The 17269-nt window shown below is 73.0% G+C and carries 16 protein-coding genes; 8 read left to right on the top strand and 8 right to left on the bottom strand.

What is annotated here, in order from left to right; genetic code table 11:
* Nucleotides 1-40 precede the first annotated feature (40 nt).
* The 4 genes from Q5530_RS35030 to Q5530_RS35045 form a co-directional block, all read right to left on the bottom strand.
* A complete protein-coding gene (locus tag Q5530_RS35030) occupies nucleotides 41-541 on the bottom strand; it encodes a hypothetical protein (protein WP_380635961.1) in 501 nt (166 codons plus the stop codon).
* Nucleotides 542-851: 310 nt separating this feature from the next.
* Nucleotides 852-2993 carry a phospholipase A2 gene (locus tag Q5530_RS35035; protein ID WP_415367123.1) on the bottom strand — a complete coding sequence of 714 codons (2142 nt, stop codon included), beginning with the start codon at nucleotides 2991-2993 and terminating at the stop codon, nucleotides 852-854.
* An 83-nt stretch (nucleotides 2994-3076) separates the two neighbouring features.
* Nucleotides 3077-3628, bottom strand: a complete 552-nt coding sequence (locus tag Q5530_RS35040) for an NUDIX domain-containing protein (RefSeq protein ID WP_415367125.1) — start codon at nucleotides 3626-3628, stop codon at nucleotides 3077-3079.
* Nucleotides 3629-3675: 47 nt separating this feature from the next.
* Nucleotides 3676-4260, bottom strand: a complete 585-nt coding sequence (locus Q5530_RS35045; protein ID WP_380636137.1) for a TetR/AcrR family transcriptional regulator — start codon at nucleotides 4258-4260, stop codon at nucleotides 3676-3678.
* A gap of 182 nt (nucleotides 4261-4442) precedes the next feature.
* On the opposite strand from Q5530_RS35045, the gene Q5530_RS35050 reads away from it, so the two are divergent.
* The 6 genes from Q5530_RS35050 (at nucleotide 4443) to Q5530_RS35075 (ending at nucleotide 10814) form a co-directional block, all read left to right on the top strand.
* Complete coding sequence (locus Q5530_RS35050; RefSeq protein ID WP_415367126.1) at nucleotides 4443-5228, top strand: SGNH/GDSL hydrolase family protein; 786 nt, start codon at nucleotides 4443-4445, stop codon at nucleotides 5226-5228.
* A gap of 138 nt (nucleotides 5229-5366) precedes the next feature.
* On the top strand, nucleotides 5367-6971 hold the full coding sequence (locus Q5530_RS35055) for a carboxyl transferase domain-containing protein (RefSeq protein WP_415367127.1): 1605 nt from the start codon (nucleotides 5367-5369) through the stop codon (nucleotides 6969-6971).
* A gap of 5 nt (nucleotides 6972-6976) precedes the next feature.
* A complete protein-coding gene (locus Q5530_RS35060) occupies nucleotides 6977-8896 on the top strand; it encodes an acetyl/propionyl/methylcrotonyl-CoA carboxylase subunit alpha (protein WP_415367128.1) in 1920 nt (639 codons plus the stop codon).
* A gap of 5 nt (nucleotides 8897-8901) precedes the next feature.
* Complete coding sequence (locus Q5530_RS35065; protein WP_380635971.1) at nucleotides 8902-10056, top strand: acyl-CoA dehydrogenase family protein; 1155 nt, start codon at nucleotides 8902-8904, stop codon at nucleotides 10054-10056.
* Nucleotides 10057-10209: 153 nt separating this feature from the next.
* Nucleotides 10210-10503: a hypothetical protein gene (locus Q5530_RS35070; protein WP_415367129.1), complete on the top strand. Its 294-nt coding sequence runs from the start codon at nucleotides 10210-10212 to the stop codon at nucleotides 10501-10503.
* Between the two features lie 26 nt (nucleotides 10504-10529).
* The gene (locus tag Q5530_RS35075) at nucleotides 10530-10814 is read left to right on the top strand and encodes an Imm1 family immunity protein (RefSeq protein WP_415367130.1); all 285 of its coding nucleotides are present in this window, start codon (nucleotides 10530-10532) and stop codon (nucleotides 10812-10814) included.
* Here Q5530_RS35075 and Q5530_RS35080 read toward each other — a convergent pair.
* From Q5530_RS35080 to Q5530_RS35095, 4 genes are all read right to left on the bottom strand, one after another.
* Nucleotides 10750-10935, bottom strand: a complete 186-nt coding sequence (locus tag Q5530_RS35080; RefSeq protein WP_415367132.1) for a DUF397 domain-containing protein — start codon at nucleotides 10933-10935, stop codon at nucleotides 10750-10752. The genes Q5530_RS35075 and Q5530_RS35080 overlap by 65 nt on opposite strands.
* On the bottom strand, nucleotides 10932-11804 hold the full coding sequence (locus Q5530_RS35085; protein ID WP_380635977.1) for a helix-turn-helix domain-containing protein: 873 nt from the start codon (nucleotides 11802-11804) through the stop codon (nucleotides 10932-10934). The genes Q5530_RS35080 and Q5530_RS35085 overlap by 4 nt, the downstream gene beginning before the upstream one ends.
* A 234-nt stretch (nucleotides 11805-12038) precedes the next feature.
* Entirely contained in the window at nucleotides 12039-12794 is a 756-nt protein-coding gene (locus Q5530_RS35090; RefSeq protein ID WP_415367133.1) for a crotonase/enoyl-CoA hydratase family protein, read from the bottom strand.
* A complete protein-coding gene (locus Q5530_RS35095) occupies nucleotides 12791-14383 on the bottom strand; it encodes an acyl-CoA dehydrogenase family protein (RefSeq protein ID WP_415367134.1) in 1593 nt (530 codons plus the stop codon). Before Q5530_RS35095 ends, Q5530_RS35090 begins: the two co-directional genes overlap by 4 nt.
* Before the next feature lie 19 nt (nucleotides 14384-14402).
* Here Q5530_RS35095 and Q5530_RS35100 point away from each other — a divergent pair, with 19 nt between their 5' ends.
* Both Q5530_RS35100 and Q5530_RS35105 read left to right on the top strand, forming a co-directional pair.
* Nucleotides 14403-15803 (top strand): FAD-binding oxidoreductase, encoded by a 1401-nt coding sequence (locus tag Q5530_RS35100; protein ID WP_415367136.1) that lies wholly within the window; start codon nucleotides 14403-14405, stop codon nucleotides 15801-15803.
* A gap of 13 nt (nucleotides 15804-15816) precedes the next feature.
* On the top strand, nucleotides 15817-17043 hold the full coding sequence (locus Q5530_RS35105; protein ID WP_415367137.1) for a class I SAM-dependent methyltransferase: 1227 nt from the start codon (nucleotides 15817-15819) through the stop codon (nucleotides 17041-17043).
* Nucleotides 17044-17269 lie beyond the last annotated feature (226 nt).

The following is a 17269-nucleotide window of genomic DNA, read 5'->3' on the forward strand; positions in this document are numbered from 1 at the left end:
CGCGGGCCGGCCCGCGTCCGCAAGCGCTTGCGCGGGCCGGTCACTCCTCCAGCGCGGTGGCGATCCAGGGCGCCACGGGCAGGTCGCGGGCCTGGCACTCGGCGGCCAGCTTCACCGTCCAGCGCAGTGCCTGGAGCACCACGGTGGCCAGCTCCTGCGGCTGCCCGTTGGCCAGCGCGATCTCGATCTGCTCGGCCGCCGCCTCCTCGTCGCCGTGCACCTCGGCGAGCAGCGTGCGGATCGCGGTGCGCACCGGCGGGTCGGCGTCGTCGATCGGCACCTCCTGCCCGTCCTCGTCGAAGACCTGCATCTTCACCGGGGTCGCGCCACCCGAGCCGAGCGCGGCGACCATCTCGCTGCACTCGGAGAACAGCAGCAGGACCAGCTCCCGGATCTCCTCGTTGCCCTCGGGCGAGCCGCTGAGGTAGCCGGTGACCAGGTCGACCGCGACCGCGTCCTCACCGACCTTGGCGGCGGCCAGGGCCTCGGCGGCCACGGCCTGGAGCCGTGCGCGGCGGTCCGGATCTTGCTGCGGGTGCATGCGGCCATCTTCCGAGGGAGTAGGTGTGCACAGCTCTTGCCTATTGCCTACCCGGTGGTGTTCGGCTGAAGCAACGCCTTGTCCGCCGGGGTGCCGCTCGGGTATGTCGCGTCCGGGCGCACGTGCCGGGGTACCCCCGGCCGGCCGGCGTCAGGCTCATGATCCGCACTTTCCTCCGGGTGGCCCCGCCGCGCGACCGCGCGGGTCCCGGCGGCGTCCGCCACCCCCCGGACGGGTGGTGGACGCGCGCCGCCCGGTCCTGTTCGGACTGTCCCCGCGCGGTCGGTCCGGGCCCGGCGCCCCGGCCGGCCTACGGCTGTCGGAGCGCCTCGCGCGGCTGCTCGTGCTCCTCGTGCTGCGCCGGGTCCTGCTTCGGCACCGCCGCCAGCAGCGCGACCAGGATCGTCGCGCCGTGCAGGGTGATCTCCGCGGCGGTCGGCCGGAGCACCAGCAGGGCGGGCACGCAGGCCAGCGCGGTCAGCAGCCAGGGCCGGCGGGAGTGGCAGTTGCCCGCGTGCGCGGTGTGCAGCAGGTACCAGCCGAGCAGCAGGTGGATCAGGTTCTGGAGCGGGTCGACCCGGAACACCACCAGCGTGCCCGCCGCGCCCGCGAACCCGGTGACGAAGAACCCGAGCACGCCCAGCACGCCGTAGCCGACGCCGAGGGTGACCGCCAGCCGGGTGCGGTGGGTCTCCCGGGTCCGGCACGGCAGCTGGGTGGCGCCGCGCTCGAAGCGGTGGAACAGCAGCAGCACCGGCAGGAGCAGCAGCACGAGCACGGCCAGCCAGCGGGGCCGGTGCACGACCCAGCCGAACGCGGTGGGCCCGTCGAGCACCCCGAGCAGCCCGACCACGGCGGCGAGCGCGGTGAGGTAGCCGAGGTAGACCGTCATCGGGGCGGTGCGGGCGAACTCGACCACCCGCCACTGGCGGTGCCCCTCCAGCCACGCCGACGCGCGGGGTCGCAGCAGCAGCACCACGCAGATCTGGGCCAGGCCGAGCACCAGCAGGCAGACGGTGGGCGGGCTGAGGTTGGAGGTCCGCTCGCCGGGCAGCGCCATCATGGTGCGCGGGTAGCCGCCGAGGGTGATCAGCGCCAGCAGCACGGGCACGGCGGCCACCGCGAGCAGGGCGAGCACGCGTCGGGAGAGCCGGAGCAGGCTGCCGTCGGCGTAGTGGAACCCGAGCTGCTGGAGCAGCAGCGCGCCCAGGAGCAGGTTGACGTGGCCGCCGGTGCGCCAGTCGAAGCCGATGCGCAGCGCGTCGACCAGGATCATCAGGGCGACCAGCGCGACCGGGGTGACCAGGCGGGCGTCGCGGTGCAGCCGGGCCATCACCGGGGTGGCGGCCACCGCGACCAGGTAGAGGCCGAGGAACCACAGCGGGTGGGCGATGAGCCGGCCGAACAGCTCGACCCGCGACTTGTCCACGTCGAGCAGCTCCAGCGGCAGCGGCAGGACCAGCCAGGCCAGCACGAAGGCCAGCACCGGGCGCAGCAGCCACGAGGTGCGGGCGGCCAGGTAGCGCCCGTAGCCGCCGTGCTCGGCCTGGACGGCGTGCCAGCTGACCAGGTTGGCGTGGCCGCCCGCGAAGTAGAAGACCGGGGTGGCCTGGAGGAGCCAGGTGAGCAGCCACAGCCAGGTGGCGCCGGTGCCCGCCCAGTGCAGCACGGTCAGCACCGACTGTCCGATGACGACCAGGCCCAGGGCGGCCAGTCGGAGGAAGGTGGCGTAGCGGTCGGGGTGCCGCGTCGGCGGCGGCGGTCCGGGCGGCTCGCGGCGGTGCGGCAGGCGGGCGACGAGCAGGAAGACGACGACGGCGCTGCCGAAGCCCCAGGCCAGCACCGGCTCGTGGCCCGGCGGCCCCCAGCGCTGCCGCCACGAGTTGAACTCCAGGCCCGCGGTGTAGAGCTGGGCGGTGGCGCGGCACCGGTCGGCGCTGCCGCGCGGGTTGCGGTCGCACTGGGCGTTCATGTCCACGACGAGGCGGGTGTCCAGCGACTCGCGCGCCTGCCGGTCGAGGGGGCGGCCCTTGCTCTCGGCGTAGCGGAGCAGGTCGTAGCCGAGGTCGTGGGCCCGGCAGCCGGTGCCGAAGTCCCACTCGGTGTCGCCGGCGGGGCCGGAGCAGCCCCCGTCGGGGTCGATGGCGCGGGTGGTGCCGTCCGGGGCGGTGACGACCTGCGGCGTGCGGTGGACGACCTCGGTGAAGTCGTCGGGGAACCCGGGCAGGGGGTCGGCGGAGGTGGGGTTGGCCATCGCCGCCACGGCGCGGGCGGCGACGGCGACGTCCCCGGTGAGCGGGGGCGGGTCGGTGGCGCCCGCGGGGCGGGAGGCGATCACGCCGCACGCGAACACGGCCAGGGTGATCAGGGTGAAGCGGCACCAGGCCGGTAAGCGGGCGAGCAACCGGAAGCCCGGCCACCCCCCGGCGGTCCTCACCCTGTCGTCACCCATCGGCCACCCAGGCTACGGACCGGCGTCACGGCCCGCCAACCCTTTGACCCCCCGGTAGGGGGTGGGGCCTGCCCCACCGCCGGTCAGCGCAGCCCGGGGTGGTCCTGCCGCCAGAGGGTCAGCAGCAGGTAGGCGGCGACGCAGGTGCTCTCGGAGATCACGCCGTCGCGCAGCATCTGCTCCACCTCCCGGCGCGGGAACCAGCGCTGGCGCATGTCCTGCTCGGTCTCCTCCCGGTTCGGCTCGCCGGGCACGAGCCCGGAGGCGAGGAACACGTGGCCGCCCGCGCCGGTCATGCTGTTCGAGCTGTGGATGTAGCCCAGCCGGTCGAACCGGCGCGCGGTGAACCCGGTCTCCTCGGCCAGCTCGGCGGCGGCCAGCTCCTCCGGCGTGCCGGTCACGCCCTGCGGGAACGAGCCGGACGGGAACTCCCAGGACCGGTGCCCGACCGGGTACCGGTACTGCTCCACCAGGTGGTACCCGTCGTCCTCCAGGGGGATCACCAGCGCGAAGTCGGGTTTGTCGATCACCGAGTAGACGCCGCGCGACCCGTTGGCGAGCTCGATCCGGTCCTCGCGCAGCGACAGCCACGGGTTCTCGTACACGACCCTGGACGACAGCGTCTTGATGCTCATGCCCCCCAGTCTTACGGCCCGGGGCCGCTTTTCCCGAGGGTCGGCGCTCAGCCGACCGCGCCCGAGAGCGAGGCCAGCGCCATCCGCGAGAGCAGCTTCGCCATCTGCTCCCGGTCCAGGTGGGCGCTGTGCGGGGTGGAGTTGATCAGGCCGAACACCGCGTGCGCGGCGGCCCGCGCGGTCGGCTCGTCCACCTCCGGCGAGGTCTTGCGGATCGTCTCGACCCACACCTCGACGTAGCGCCGCTGGAGCGCTCTCACCCGCCGCCGGTCGGGGTCGGTCAGGTTGGCCAGGTTCCGGATCTGCACGGTGATCAGCGCCGGGTCGTCCAGCGCGAAGTCGACGTGCCAGCGGATCAGCTCCCGCAGCGCGTGCCCCGGGTCCCGGGACACCGCGACGCGGGCGAGCCCGCCGTCCAGCAGGCGTTCGCTGATCTGCGTCAGCATTTCTCCCAGCATCGCGTCCTTGCTGCGGAAATGCCGGTAGAGCGCGGGTCCGGAAATACCCACGGCCGCGCCGATGTCGTCGATCCCGACCCCGTGGAAGCCGTGCCGGGCGAACAGTTCGGCGGCGGCGGCCAGGATCTGGTCGCGGCGGCTCTGCTTCACGGGTACGTCCGGCACGGCGCCCATCTTAAGCGGCTCGCCCACCCTGGGTAAACGGCCGTTAACTTCGGGGCCACCCGGAGATCGTTAACTACTTTCTGTAGCACTTCGTTAACTCTTGACCCACTCTTCTTGGGCGGGTCTACCTGCTGGTACCTGTTGTTGTGCACTGCATCACACCCTGCGCTGTTTCCCTTCGGGAGGCTCCGATGCGTCCTGTCAAAACCCTGCTCAGCGCCGCGGTCGCGTTCGCCGCGTCGCTGGCGCTCGTGACCCCGGCCCACGCCGCGGGAGCCAATTACGTCGCGCTCGGCGACTCCTACTCCTCCGGGACCGGCACCGGCTCGTACTACAGCGACTCCGGCAGCTGCAAGCGCAGCCAGTACGCCTATCCCGCGCTCTGGGCGGCGGCCAACGCGCCCGCGTCCTTCAAATTCGTCGCCTGCTCCGGCGCCCGGACCGGCGACGTGCTGAACAACCAGATCGGCGCGCTCGCCTCGACCACCTCGCTGGTCAGCATCTCGATCGGCGGGAACGACGCCGGCTTCTCCGACGTGATCACCAGCTGCACCCTGGGCACGGACGCGTCCTGCACCAACCGGGTGAACCAGGCCAAGGCTTACGCCACCGGGACCCTGCCCGGCCAGCTGGACAACGTCTACACCCAGATCCGCAACCGCGCGCCGTCCGCGAAGGTCGTCGTGCTGGGTTACCCGCGCCTCTACAAGGTGCCCGGCACCTGCTCGGTCGGCCTGAGCGACACCAAGCGGGCCGCGATCAACTCCGCCGCCGACACCCTCCACCAGGTCATCTCGGCCCGCGCGGGTGCCCGGTCGTTCACCTACCGCGACCTGCGCGGGGCGTTCACCGGGCACGAGATCTGCTCGTCGGACTGGTGGCTGAACAGCCTGTCCTGGCCGGTCGACGAGTCCTACCACCCGAACCGCAACGGCCAGCGCCTCGGCTACCTGCCGCAGTTCACCGCGGCGGCCTGACCGCCGCGGCCTGATCGCGGCCTGACCGCCGGGCACCGAAGAGGGGGCCGTAGCCGGCGGCCCCCTCCCGCTTGTCCGGTTCCGTTAACAGGCGCTAACATCCTCGTAGGTTAACGATGGCTAACCGCGAGGAGCCCGATGGACGCCCCGGTGCTGCGCAGCGTCGCCGACAAGTCGGCCGACGCCTTCCGGCGCTACCACGACGAGCACGCGCGCCTGGTGCGCGAGCTGCGCGCCAAGCTCCGCGCGGCCGCGAGCGGCGGCCCGGAGAAGGCCCGCAGGCGGCACGTGGAGCGCGGCAAGCTGCTGCCCCGCGACCGCGTGGACGCCCTGCTCGACCCCGGCTCGCCGTTCCTGGAGCTCTCGCCGCTCGCCGCGGACGGCATGTACGACGACGAGGCCCCCGCCGCGGGCGTCATCACCGGCGTGGGGCGCGTCTCGGGCCGGGAGGTCGTGGTGGTCGCCAACGACGCCACCGTCAAGGGCGGCACCTACTACCCGATGACGGTCAAGAAGCACCTCCGCGCCCAGGAGGTGGCGCTGCACAACAACCTGCCCTGCGTGTACCTGGTGGACTCCGGCGGCGCGTTCCTCCCGCGCCAGGACGAGGTGTTCCCCGACCGCGAGCACTTCGGCCGCATCTTCTTCAACCAGGCCACCATGTCCGCCCGCGGCATCCCGCAGGTCGCGGCCGTCCTCGGCTCCTGCACGGCGGGCGGCGCGTACGTGCCCGCGATGTCCGACGAGGCGGTCATCGTGCGCGGCCAGGGCACGATCTTCCTCGGCGGCCCGCCCCTGGTGAAGGCCGCGACCGGCGAGGTCGTCACCGCCGAGGAGCTGGGCGGCGGCGAGCTGCACTCGCGCACCTCCGGCGTCACCGACCACCTCGCCGAGGACGACGGGCACGCGCTGCGCATCGTCCGCTCCATCGTCTCCACCCTCGGACCGCGCGCCCCGCGCCCGTGGCGGGTGGAGCCGAGCGTGGAACCGGTGGTCGACCCGGGCGAGCTGTACGGCGTCGTGCCCACCGACAGCCGCACCCCCTACGACGTGCGCGAGGTCATCGCCCGCATCGTCGACGGCAGCCGGTTCCGGGAGTTCAAGGAGCAGTACGGCACGACGCTCGTCACCGGCTTCGCCCGCATCCACGGCCACCCGGTCGGCATCGTCGCCAACAACGGCGTGCTGTTCGGCGAGTCCGCCCAGAAGGGCGCGCACTTCATCCAGCTGTGCGACCAGCGGTCCGTGCCGCTGGTGTTCCTCCAGAACATCAGCGGGTTCATGGTCGGCCGCGAGTACGAGGCCGCCGGCATCGCCAAGCACGGCGCGAAGATGGTCACCGCGGTGGCGTGCGCGCGGGTGCCGAAGTTCACCGTGGTCATCGGCGGCTCGTTCGGCGCGGGCAACTACTCGATGTGCGGCCGGGCCTACTCGCCCCGGTTCCTCTGGATGTGGCCGAACGCCCGGATCTCCGTCATGGGCGGCGAGCAGGCCGCGTCCGTGCTCGCCACCGTGCGGCGCGACCAGCTCGGCGACGCGTGGTCGGCGGAGGACGAGGAGGCTTTCAAGGCCCCGATCCGGCGGCAGTACGAGGACCAGGGCAACCCGTACTACTCCACCGCGCGCCTGTGGGACGACGGCGTGATCGACCCGCTCGACACGCGCACCGTGCTCGGGCTGGCCCTGTCCACGGCGGCCAACGCCCCGATCGAGCCGGTGTCCTACGGCGTCTTCCGGATGTGATGGCGATGTTCGAGTCCGTTCTGGTGGCCAACCGAGGCGAGATCGCGGTGCGGGTGATCCGCGCGCTGCGCCGGTTCGGCATCCGGTCGGTCGCGGTCCACAGCGACGCCGACGCCGACGCCCTGCACGTGCGGCTGGCCGACGAGTCGGTGCGGCTCGGCCCGGCGTCGGCCCGGGAGAGCTACCTGTCGATCGAGCGGGTCGTGGAGGCCGCGCTGTCGACCGGCGCGCGGGCCGTGCACCCCGGCTACGGCTTCCTGGCCGAGAACGCCGAGTTCGCGCGCGCCTGCGACAAGGCCGGGCTGGTGTTCATCGGCCCGCCCGCCGAGGCGATCGAGGCGATGGGCGACAAGATCCGCGCCAAGCTGACCGTCGCGGCGGCCGGCGTGCCCGTGGTGCCCGGCCGCACCGAGGTCGGCATGACCGACGACGACCTGGTCGACGCGGCCGGCGAGATCGGGTTCCCGGTGCTGCTCAAGCCCTCCGCGGGCGGCGGCGGCAAGGGGATGCGGCTGGTCCGCGAGCCGGGCGCGCTGCGGGACGCGATCGAGTCGGCGCGGCGCGAGGCGCGCGGGTCGTTCGGGGACGACGCGCTGCTCATCGAGCGGTTCGTCGGCAACCCCCGGCACATCGAGATCCAGGTCCTGGCCGACGCGCACGGCGCGGTCGTCCACCTCGGCGAGCGGGAGTGCAGCCTCCAGCGGCGGCACCAGAAGATCATCGAGGAGGCGCCGTCACCGCTGCTCACGCCCCCCGTGCGGGAGGCGATGGGCCGGGCGGCGGTGGAGGCGGCCCGGTCCGTCGGGTACGTCGGCGCGGGCACCGTGGAGTTCATCGTCGACGGCGCCTCCGGCGACTACTTCTTCATGGAGATGAACACCCGGCTCCAGGTCGAGCACCCGGTCACCGAGCTGGCGACCGGCGTGGACCTGGTCGAGCAGCAGCTGCGCGTCGCGGCGGGCGAGCACCTCCGGCTCGGCGAGGTGACCTTCACCCGGCACGCGGTGGAGGCGCGGGTCTACGCGGAGGACCCGGCGCGCGGGTTCCTGCCGACCGGCGGCACCGTGCTGGCGCTGGAGGAGCCCGCGGACGTGCGGGTCGACTCGGCGCTGCGGGTCGGGCTGACCGTCGGCAGCGACTACGACCCCATGCTGGCCAAGGTGATCGCGGCCGGCGACACCCGCGAGGAGGCGCTGCGCCGGCTGGACGCCGCGCTCGGGCGGGTGGTGCTGCTGGGCGTGACGACGAACATCCCGTTCCTGCGGGCCCTGCTGCGGCACCCGGACGTGCGGTCCGGCGCGCTGGACACCGGGCTGGTCGAGCGCGAGCTGGAACGGCTGGTCGAGGTCCGGCGGCCGGACGAGGTGCTGGCCGCGGCGGCGCTGGAGCGGCAGCTGTCGCTGCGCGGCGGGGACGACCCCTGGGCGCGGGGCGACGGCTGGCGGGTCGGTGAGCACGCGTGGACCACGTGGCTGATCGACGGCGTGCCGGTGCGCGTGCGCGGCGACGAGGTGTCGGTGGACGGCGCGGAACCGGTGCGGCTCAAGGCTTTCGTCGAGGACGGCGCCCTGGTCGTCGGCGGTCGGCGGTACGCGGTGGCCAGGTCAGGGGACGTGCTGTGGCTCGGCGCGGACGGGTGCTCGTGGGCGCTGACCGAGACCCGGCCGTCCGAGGTCGCCGCGACCGCCGCCGGAGGCGCCGGCGGGCCGGTGACCAGCCCCATGCCGGGCACGGTGCTGGTGGTGCGCGCGTCCGCCGGTGACGAGGTCGCCGCGGGTCAACCGCTGTTCGTGGTCGAAGCGATGAAGATGGAGCACACCGTCACGGCACCCGTGGCCGGCGTGCTCGCCGAAGTTCGGGTCCAGGCGGGCGACCGGGTCGCGCTGGACCAACCCCTTGCCGTCGTCGTGCCCCACCAGGAGTGAGAACGATGTTGGACTTCCGTCTTGACGAGGACCACGAGGCGCTGCGCAAGACCGTCGAGGAGTTCGCGCGCGCCGAGGTCGCGCCCGTGATCGGCGGGTTCTACGAGCGCGAGGAGTTCCCGTACGAGATCGTCGCCAAGATGGGGCGGATGGGCCTGTTCGGCCTGCCGCTCCCCGAGGAGCACGGCGGCATGGGCGGGGACTACTTCGCGCTGTGCCTGGCGCTGGAGGAGCTGGCGCGGGTCGACTCGTCGGTGGCGATCACGCTGGAGGCCGGGGTGTCGCTGGGCGCGATGCCGATCCACCGGTTCGGCTCCGACGAGCAGAAGGCCACCTGGCTGCCCCGGCTGGCGGCCGGCGAGGTGCTGGGCGCGTTCGGGCTGACCGAGCCGGGCGGCGGGTCGGACGCGGGCGCGCTGCGCACCACGGCCCGCCTCGACGGCGACGAGTGGGTGGTCAACGGCACCAAGGCGTTCATCACCAACTCGGGCACGGACATCACCGGCCTGGTCACGGTCGCGGCGGTGACCGGGCGGCGGGAGAACGGCAAGCCGGAGATCTCGGCGATCCTGGTGCCGTCCGGCACGCCCGGGTTCACCGTGTCGCGCAAGTACTCCAAGGTCGGGTGGAACGCCTCGGACACGCGCGAGCTGGCGTTCCAGGACTGCCGCGTGCCGGCGGCGAACCTGGTCGGCGAGCGCGGGCGCGGGTACGCGCAGTTCCTCCAGACCCTGGACGAGGGCCGGATCGCCATCGCCGCGATCGGGGTGGGGCTGGCGCAGGGCTGCGTGGACGAGTGCCTGCGGTACGTGGGGGAGCGGGAGGCGTTCGGCCGCAAGATCGGGGAGTACCAGGCCATCCAGTTCAAGATCGCGGAGATGGAGGTGCGCACCCACACCGCGAGGCTGGCGTACTACCACGCGGCGTCGAAGATGCTGCGCGGCGAGCCGTTCAAGCGGGAGGCGGCGATCGCGAAGCTGGTGTCCTCGGAGGCGGCGATGGACAACGCGCGCGAGGCGACGCAGGTCTTCGGCGGGTACGGGTTCATGAACGAGTACCCGGTGGGGCGGTTCTACCGGGACGCGAAGATCCTGGAGATCGGTGAGGGGACCAGCGAGGTCCAGAAGATGCTGATCGCCCGGGAGCTGGGGCTGGGGTAGCCCGGGTTGGGGTCGGCCCGGGTTGGGGTTGGCCCGGTACCACCGGTCCGCACCCGGTGGAGTTGTCACTCCACCGGGTTGTTCCACCGGGTGATCCCCACCCACCTGCCACGGCCGGTGCCACGCTCGGGTGGCCGTGGTCAGGGGGTCCGGGTGGCGGGCATCGGCCGGGTGGTGGCCGCGCTGAGACAGGTGCCCGACCTGCTGCCGTTCGCGCGGTCGGCCGATGCCCTGGAGGCCGCCGAGGAAGCGCGGTCGCTGGTCGAGCGGGCGGGCGACGGCAGTGGCCGGGACGGGTTCCGGCAGGTGGCGGGGCGGTTCGGGGAGGCGGCCGAGGGCATCTCCGACCTCCAGGGGGTGTTGACCGGGATACAGCACCTCGCCACGGCGGTGGCGAACCGGTTGGCGGGGGAGGGGCTCGCGAGGCCGATCCGGACCACGAGCTGATCATCGGTGCCGACCCCCGGACCGGCATGGGGGCGCTGCGCTGCGCCGGTGACGGTGATTGGTCCAGCCGAGGTGAGCGGACCGGCCCCGAAGAGGTGGTCTTCACGTACCTCGGGGTCAGGCACGACTTCCCGGCGGACGCCGAGGTGCCGTTGGACACCGTGCGCGAGGCCATGTGGGAGCTGCTGACCACGGGCGGCCGGCGACCCGGTTGCGTGACCCGGCAGGAAGACCGCGGTTGGACCGCTACCCCCGGAACCGCCCGTCACGCACACCGCGCACGAACGCACCCCACCCCGGACCCAGGCTGATCACCGGCCCGCGCTCCCCGTCCTTGCTGTCCCGGACCCGCACGACCCCGCCCCCGAACCACACCTCGACGCACTCGCCGGACGCGGTGCTGTAGCTGCTCCTGACCCACTCCCGCGTCAAAGCCGCTCCACCTCCTCGCGGACGTCCCCGATGAACCGGCGCGACCCGTCCTCGTCCAGCGCCCGGTCGAACGCCTCGGCGAAGCTCGCGGTCGATTCGAGTATCACCTGCCGCTTGTCGATGACGGCACCGCTGATCGCCGTCTCCTGGTACACGAGGTCGCGCAGGCGTTCGGACGGGAACGACATGATCCGCAGCGCCGCGCCCAGCAGCGGGTGGGCGCCCGCGCTGAAGGGCATGACGCGGACGCGGACGTGGTCCGGTCGCTTGGCGATGACGTGCAGCAGGTGCGCGAGCTGCCCGCGCATGACCTCGGGCCCGCCGACCACCTGCCGCAGCGCGGCCTCACCCAGCAGGACGTCGAGCTTCAGCGCGTAGGTGCCCACCAGCCGGGCCTGCCGGGCGAGGCGCGTCTCCAGGCGCGGGCCGATGTCGACCGGCCTCGTGTAGGGGGTCCCGGCACGCATGACCGCCCGCGCGTAGTCGGCCGTCTGCAACAGGCCCGGGACGATGTCCGGGGCGAACTCGGAGATCCGGTCGGCCCCCGCCTCCAGGCCGAGCAGCCGGACGAAGTCCTCCGGGAACAGGTACGCGTAGTCGTACCACCACTCCCGCTGGTCGGCCTGCTCGCGCAGCTCCTCCAGCTCCCGGCGCTCCGCGTCGTCCAGGCGGTAGACCTCCACCAGGTCGCGCAGCTTGGCGGCGGTCAGCCTGCGCTTGCCCGACTCCATCACCGACAGGTTCGTGCTGCCGATCCCGGTCGTCCTGGCGACGGACGCGGCGGTCAGGCCGAGCCGCTCGCGGTGCTCGCGGAGGCGCAGGCCCAGTTCCCACGCCTGGACCGTGCTGGAGGTCGGTCCGCTGGCCATGTCCCACCCTGAGTTCCGCGCTGGTCGGTCGACGGGACATAGCGTAGCGAAAAGTCACCCGATAGATACCTGGCGTGATGATAACTATGACCATAACTTTGAAACATGACCCCACACCGCAAGACCCGAAGCCCCCGCAAGACCAACGGCCGCCCGGCCACGACCCGCAGCCCCCACCACGACCGAAGATCCCGTCACACGGGCGGAGGAAGGCGGTGCCGCCCGGGGCACCGCCTAGAACCGCCCGTGCCTGCCCTCGCCCGCCAGGAACCGCCGCAGACCACCCTCGACCTCCCGCAACGACACCACCCCGTGGTCCCGTTCGTTGGCCAGCGCGGCCTCCTCCGACAGGCCCTCCTGCTCCAGCACCGACAACCGGTCCTGCCGCAGGCACGCCTGGGGGAACCCGGCGATCTGCGCGGCCAGCTCCTCGGCCGCCGCCCGGCAAGTGCCGTTGGGCACGACCCGGTTCGCCAACCCGATCCGCAACGCCTCGCCGGAGTGCACCGGCCGGCCGGTCAGGACCAGGTCCAGCGCCCGCGAGGTCCCGATGAGCCTCGGCAGCCGCACCGTCCCGCCGTCGATCAGGGGCACGCCCCAGCGCCGGCAGAACACGCCGAACACCGCGTCCTCGTCCGCGACCCGCAGGTCGCACCACAGGGCCAGTTCTAGGCCACCCGCCACGGCGTGGCCCGCCACGGCGGCGATCACCGGCTTCGACAACCGCAACCTGGTGGGACCCATCGGTCCGGAGTCCGACATCGGGTCGTTGCCGCGATCGGTGCCCACCGCCTTGAGGTCGGCCCCCGAGCAGAACGTGCCGCCTTCGCCGTGCAGCACGGCCACCGACGCGGACGGGTCCTCGTCGAACTCGCGGAACACCTCGGTCAGGGTGTGCGCGGTCGGCCCGTCGACCGCGTTCCGGGCGGCCGGGCGGTTCAGCAGGACCGTGAACACCGGTCCCGAGCGCTCCACGCGCACGGCGCTCACAGCTTGGGCAGCCCCCGCTCCACGATCGCCCCGAAGTCGACCCCGCGCGGCAGCGTGCCGAACGCCGCGCCCCGATCCCCGGCCAGGCGGGAGGCGCAGAACGCGTCCGCCACCGCCGGGTGGCCGAACCGCACCAGCAGCGAACCCTGCAACGCCAACGCCATCCGCTCCACCAGCCTGCGCGCCCGGACCTCCAGGTCCCCGGTGTCGGCCAGCTCGTCCTTGAGCTCCGCCACAGCCCCGTCCAGCCGGGGGTCGGCGCCGTGGGCGGCGTCCAGTTCGGCGAGGAACTCGGCCACCGCGTCGGGGGAGCGCTCGAGCACCCGCAGCACGTCCAGCGCCGCCACGTTGCCCGATCCCTCCCAGATGGACATCAGCGGCGACTCGCGGAACAGCCGGGGCATCCCGGAGTCCTCGACGTACCCGTTGCCGCCCAGGCACTCCAGCGCCTCGGCCGCGTGCGCCGGGCCGCGCTTGCAGACCCAGTACTTGGTCACCGCCAGGCCGAGCCGGCTGCGGCTGCCCGCCAACCACAGCGCCGCCGTGGTCGCCGCCTCCGACTCCACGGCGAGGTCGGCCAGCACGTTGCGCATCGCGGGCTGGTCGACCAGCGGGGCGCCGAACGCGGTGCGGTGCGCCGCGTGGTGCGCGGCCCGGGTCAGCCCCGCCCGCATCCCGGCGGCCGTGCCGATGACGCAGTCCAGGCGGGTGCTGTTGACCATCTCGATGATGGTCCGCACGCCCCTGCCCTCCTCACCGACCAGCCAACCGACCGCCTCGTCGTACTCGATCTCGGCCGAGGCGTTGGACCTGTTGCCCAGCTTGTCCTTCAGGCGCTGGAGGAACACGGCGTTGCGCGTCCCGTCCGGCAGCACGCGCGGCACCAGGAAGCAGGACAGGCCGCCCGGCGCCTGCGCCAGCGTCAGGAACACGTCGGACATCGGGGCCGAGGTGAACCACTTGTGCCCGGTCAGCAGGTACCCGTCGCCGTTCGGCACGGCGCGGGTGGTGTTCGCGCGCACGTCCGAGCCGCCCTGCTTCTCGGTCATCGACATGCCCGCGATGAGGCCGCGCTTACCCTCGGGGGCGCGCAGGCCGAAGTCGTACTCGCGCGAGGCCAGCAGGGGCTCGAACCGGGCCGCCAGCCCCGGGGCGGCGCGCAGCGCGGGCACGGCGGCGTAGGTCATCGAGATGGGGCACCCGTGCCCGGCCTCGGCCTGGCTCCACGCGTAGAACTTCGCGGCCCGCGCCACGTGCGCGCCGGGTCGGTCGTCGCGCCACGGCGTGGCGTGCAGGCCGTGGCGCACGGCGGTGGTCATCAACCGGTGCCAGGCCGGGTGGAACTCGACCTCGTCCACCCGGTGCCCGTACCGGTCGTGGGTGTGCAGCACGGGCGAGTGGGTGTTGGCCAGCCGGCCCAGCTCCTGGACCTCTGCGGTGCCCGCCAGCAGGCCCAGCTCGCGCAGCTCGGGCTCGGCCCAACCCGCGCCGCCCCGGTGCAGGCCGTCCAGCAGCGCCGGGTCGGCCGAGACGTCGTGGCCCTCCAGCGGCGGGACCTGGTTGGTCACCTCGTGCGTGACGCGCGTCATGCCCGTCAGGGTACTACTGATGGGTAACTTCGTGGACCCTGGAAAGTCGGGGGTGCTGATCTTGCGGTTCCGGCCTACCGTCGATCCGGTGAGCGATCACGAAGGGGCGGTGGCCGCGCTGCGCGGTCAGTACGCGGCGATCCCGGCGGGCGCACCCGTGCGCCTCGCCAAGTCGACGTCGAACCTGTTCCGGTTCCGCGCCGACCAACCCGGCGGGCTCGACGTGCACCGGTTCAACCGGGTGCTGTCCGTCGACCGCGAGGCCCGCACCGCGCGGGTCCAGGGCATGACGACCTACGAGGACCTGGTCGACGCGACCCTGCCGCACGGCCTGATGCCGCTGGTCGTGCCGCAGCTCAAGACCATCACGCTGGGCGGGGCGGTGGCGGGCCTCGGCATCGAGTCGAGCTCGTTCCGCAACGGCCTGCCGCACGAGTCGGTGCGCGAACTGGAGGTCATGACCGGCGAGGGCGCCGTCGAGGTGGTCAAACCGGGTGACGACCTGTTCCGGGGGTTCCCGAACTCCTACGGCACCCTCGGCTACGCGCTGCGGCTGGACATCGAGCTGGAACCGGTCTCGCCGTACGTGCGGCTGCGGCACGTGCCGTTCGGGGACGCCGCCGAGTGCGCCCGGGTGATCTCCGCGATCTGCGCGGAGGGCGCCTACCTGGGCGAACCGGTCGACTTCGTGGACGGCACGGTGTTCTCGGCGGGGGAGCAGTACCTGACCCTGGGCAACTGGACCGGCACCGCGCCGTGGACCTCGGACTACACCGGCAACCGGATCTACTACCGGTCGATCCAGGCCCGGCGCACCGACTACCTGACCGCGCGCGACTACCTGTGGCGGTGGGACACCGACTGGTTCTGGTGCTCGCGGGCGTTCGGCGTGCAGCACCCGCTGGTCCGGCGGTTGGTGCCCAAGCGCTACCTGCGCTCGGACGTCTACCGCCGGGTGGTGGCGTGGGACCGGCGGCATAGCTTCTCCGCCCGGCTGGGCAAGGCGGTGGAGGAGCCGGTGATCCAGGACGTGGAGATCCCGGTAGACCGGCTGGCGGAGTTCCTGGACTTCTTCCACCGCGAGATCGGCATCAGCCCCGTGTGGCTGTGCCCGATCCGGCTCCGCGACCGGACCGGCTGGCCGCTGTACCCGATGGACCCGGACGTGCTCTACGTCAACGTCGGCTTCTGGTCGACGGTGCCGCTGCGCCCGGACGAGGAGCTGGGCAGCCGCAACCGGCTCATCGAGGCCGAGGTCACCCGGTTGGGCGGGCACAAGTCGCTGTACTCCGACTCCTACTACGGGGAGCGGGAGTTCTGGGACCTCTACGACGGGCCGGCGTACCGGCGGCTCAAGGAGCGCTACGACCCGGACGGGCGGCTGCCGGACCTGTACGCCAAGTGCGTTCTGCGTGGATGAGAGGAGCGTGGTCGTGCGGTTGGCTGAGGTGTTCCAGCGTGCGGTCGGCGGGAGGGACGTCGGCTTCAGCGCGTACGACGGCAGCCGGGCGGGACCTGCGGACGCGGGCGTGCGCATCGAGGTGCGCACCCCGCAGGCGCTGTCCTACCTGGCATCGGCACCCGGGGAGCTGGGCCTGGCCCGCGCGTACGTGACCGGGCACCTGGAGATCATCGGTGACGTGTACGGGGCGCTGACGCGCCTGTCGGAGCTGTCGCTGCGGGAGGTGCCGTGGGGGCAGCGGGTGGAGCTGCTGGCCACCCTGGGGCGGGCCCGGCTGGGCACGCGGGTCGAGCCGCCGCCGCAGGAGCGGCGGCTGCACGGGCTGCGGCACTCCAGGTCGCGGGACCGCGAGGCGATCGCCCACCACTACGACGTGTCGAACAAGTTCTACGAGTGGCTGCTCGGGCCCTCCATGGCCTACACGTGCGCGGTGTACCCGACCCCGGGGTCCACTTTGGAGCAGGCGCAGTTCGCCAAGCACGACCTGGTGGCGCGCAAGCTGGGCCTGGAGCCCGGGATGCGGCTGCTGGACGTGGGCTGCGGCTGGGGCGGGATGGTCCTGCACGCGGCCCGCGAGTACGGCGTGCGGGCGCTGGGCGTGACGCTGTCGCGCAACCAGGCGGAGTGGGCGCGCAAGGCCATCGCCGAGGCGGGCCTGTCCGACCTGGCCGAGGTGCGGCACCTGGACTACCGGGACGTGCGCGAGGACGGGTTCGACGCGGTCAGCTCCATCGGCCTCACCGAGCACATCGGCAAGGCCAAGCTGCCCGCGTACTTCCGGTCCCTGAACCGGAAGCTGCGCCCCGGCGGCCGGCTGCTGAACCACTGCATCACCCGGCCGGACAACCGGCAGCCCGCCCGGACCGGCGGCTTCATCAACCGGTACGTGTTCCCGGACGGCGAGCTGGTCGGTCCCGGCCACCTCGTGTCGCTCATGCACGACACCGGCCTGGAGGTGCGGCACGAGGAGAACCTGCGCGAGCACTACGCCCTGACCCTGGCGGCGTGGTCGCGGAACCTGGACGAGCACTGGGACGAGGCGGTGGCCGAGGTGGGCCTGGCCCGCGCCCGGGTGTGGCGGCTGTACCTGGCCGCGTCCCGGCTGGGGTTCGACCGCAACAACATCCAGCTGCACCAGGTGCTGGGGGTGAAGCTCGACGGCACGGACGCGCACATGCCCCTGCGGCCGGACTGGTGATCGGGCGAAAGGGCTTGGGGCCGGAGGGCTGAGCGGAGGGCTGAGAGCGGAGGGCTGAGAGCGGAAGGCCGGCTGCGCAGGGCCGGCTACGCAAGGCCGGCGGCAGAAGGCTGGCCGCACAGGGCTGGCCGCACAGGGCTGGCCGCGCGGGGCTGGCCGCACAGGGCTGGCCGCGCGGGGCTGGCCGCACAGGGCTGGCCGCGCGGGGCTGGCCGCACAGGGCTGG

It is taken from the genome of Saccharothrix sp. BKS2, from assembly GCF_047689505.1.
In the GTDB taxonomy this organism is placed as follows: domain Bacteria; phylum Actinomycetota; class Actinomycetes; order Mycobacteriales; family Pseudonocardiaceae; genus Actinosynnema; species Actinosynnema lopnurensis.